This window comes from Photobacterium sp. SP02 (genome assembly GCF_038519165.1).
GTDB lineage: Bacteria > Pseudomonadota > Gammaproteobacteria > Enterobacterales > Vibrionaceae > Photobacterium > Photobacterium halotolerans.
On the sequence record NZ_JASJOJ010000129.1, the window covers coordinates 1 to 2,292 of the forward strand.

The 2,292-nt window shown below is 37.0% G+C and carries 3 protein-coding genes and 1 pseudogene; all 4 read left to right on the top strand.

What is annotated here, in order from left to right:
• Positions 1-268 (top strand): annotated as a pseudogene (locus P0Y67_RS22515) (imm11 family protein); the annotation flags it as partial.
• A 124-nt stretch (positions 269-392) separates the two neighbouring features.
• Positions 393-992, top strand: a complete 600-nt coding sequence (locus tag P0Y67_RS22520; RefSeq protein WP_342393682.1) for an imm11 family protein — start codon at positions 393-395, stop codon at positions 990-992.
• Positions 993-1,117: 125 nt separating this feature from the next.
• Positions 1,118-1,714: an imm11 family protein gene (locus P0Y67_RS22525; protein ID WP_342393683.1), complete on the top strand. Its 597-nt coding sequence runs from the start codon at positions 1,118-1,120 to the stop codon at positions 1,712-1,714.
• Between the two features lie 15 nt (positions 1,715-1,729).
• The coding region (locus P0Y67_RS22530; protein ID WP_342393684.1) for a hypothetical protein at positions 1,730-2,292 on the top strand (563 nt) is incomplete at its 3' end.

A 2,292-nucleotide genomic window follows, 5' to 3' on the forward strand; every position in this document is an offset into this window, starting at 1 on the left:
AAAACGGAGTGAAATATCTGGGACCTATGTCGGTGACAGGTTTACTCTATTGAAACTGTCGTTAGATGAAGAGGTGCTGGATCAAGTGCCTTTAGAAAAAAGATTGGTTTTTCGATTGAGAGAAGACCCAACATTTCTGTTTCATGAATCTGTCGTTGCAGCCCTCAGAGCCGCTGACCTTAGTGGTTTAGACTTTCGCCGTGTCGATAGCTGGTCTATCGGATCTGCCTTTGAAGACGATGACGATGATTTTTATGATGATTTGTAATCGCTATAAATAATGTGATTAATGTTGGCCCCTTTAGTGGGGCTTTAATGATAGATACGGCTGGCTTTAATAAACTATGACTCAGAGACCTGTGGCTAGGTAAGTTCATCGGGAAATTAAGTATATGAAATATGATAAACAATATTATTTATTGACGGGTGATTCTTTATCTGGTTCTTACATGTTATCTGAAAGTGAGAAATCAGATGAAGGTCTTGATGATTTGTTAGTGATGCGTTCAATAAAACGCAAAGTTCTCGGCCCAGGATATGTACATATTACCTATGGTGATGATGGGCATTTCAGCCCCTGTGATTATCATGAGGTTTTACCTGCTGGGTTGATTTCTGAAAAGTTTAAAAATGTTTTAGAATTATTTCATCTTCCTGGAGTAGATTTTTATCCTGCTTATATAGAAAATAGAGGGAGCATCTGGAAAGAACATTATTTAATTCATATTTGGCAGAACCATCGTGCGCTACATCCTAAAAGGTCTGTTTACAAAGGTACTTATGAAGATGATATGTTCATTTTGAAAAAAATGTCTTTAAATGAAAAGGTATTAGATAAGGTTCCTTTACAAGAGAGATTAGTTTTTCGATTAAACGAAGATCCACAATATCTCTTTCATGAATCAGTGGTGAAAGCGCTGAAACTGGCAGGTTTGACAGGTCTGGGCTTTCTAAGGATTGAAGATTGGGGGCCCGATAGTGCCTTTTCTTAAAATAGAATGATAAACTTTTAATTGATGTATTCACCGTCACAAATTATGTGGCGGTTTATTATTTTTAATGGATTGCATCTAGCCAAGTTGGTCTGAATGTTCCGATGTGTCGGAAGTCGTAAATAATGAAATATGATAGCGAATATTACTTTTTAAGAGAAAGTGGTAACTCATCCAGTTACATGCTAGAACAAAAAAGAACTTCTGATCAGGGGTTAAGGCACTTGATGTCGATTCGTTCAATTAAACATCGTGTTCTTGGTCCAGGTGTGGTTGAAATGATTGAGGGAAATCCAGATTTATTTACACCATCAGATTATCATGAGACTGCAGAGCAATTAGTTTCAGAAAAATTCATGCAGGTGTTGCAAGGATTTAATTTGCCTGGTGTGGATTTTTACCAAACAAATATTGTTAGCGGAAATAAAACTTGGTCAGAACATTACTATATGCATATATGGAATAACTATCAGGCAATTCATAGAGGTAGATCAAAAATTGATGGAACTTATGTGGATGATGATTTTATTTTAGAAGTATTATCATTAGATGAAAATGTACTAGATAAAATTCCTCTAGAAAAACGTTTAGTATTCACATTGGAAGAGAAACCTAAATTCCTGTTCCATGAAACAGTTGTGCAAGCACTTCGTGAGGAAAATCTCACAGGTTTGAGTTTTCAGCGGGTAGATGAATGGTCAATTGGTTCGGCCTTTGAATAACAGACTATTACGACAATGGCTGCGAAAGTGTTTATGGTGGCCATATGTTTTTCAATATTCTGGATTATCAACAGTTTGAGAGATGTGCAATTAGAAGACAAATCATGTGATGGCAAGAAAATGAAATATGATAGTAAGTACTACATGTTAAAAGAAAGTGGTCGTGCAACGGATTATATGTTAGATAAAATAGAAGGATCAGATGAAGGGTTAGGGCATTTGATGTCTCTATGGTCCTTGAAAAGGCACGTTATTGGACCGGGAAGAGTTGGTATTTCAGAGGGTAATCTCGCCAAATTTCAGCCGTGTGACTATCATGAAACCGCAGAGCAGTTGGTCTCTGAAAAATTCAGGCAAGTTCTGGCACCGTTTAATTTACCTGGCGTGGACTTTTATCAAACCAATATCGTCAATGGCGATAAAATTTGGTCAGAACACTATTACATGCATATCTGGAATCATCATCAAGCGATTCATAAAAAACGGAGTGAAATATCTGGGACCTATGTCGGTGACAGGTTTACTCTATTGAAACTGTCGTTAGATGAAGAGGTGCTGGATCAAGTGCCTTTAGAAAA

Excerpts from the sequence above, each read along its gene's own strand:
- P0Y67_RS22520 (WP_342393682.1), top strand. The coding sequence starts at position 393 with ATGAAATATGATAAACAATATTATTTATTGACGGGTGATTCTTTATCT.
- P0Y67_RS22525 (WP_342393683.1), top strand. The coding sequence starts at position 1,118 with ATGAAATATGATAGCGAATATTACTTTTTAAGAGAAAGTGGTAACTCA.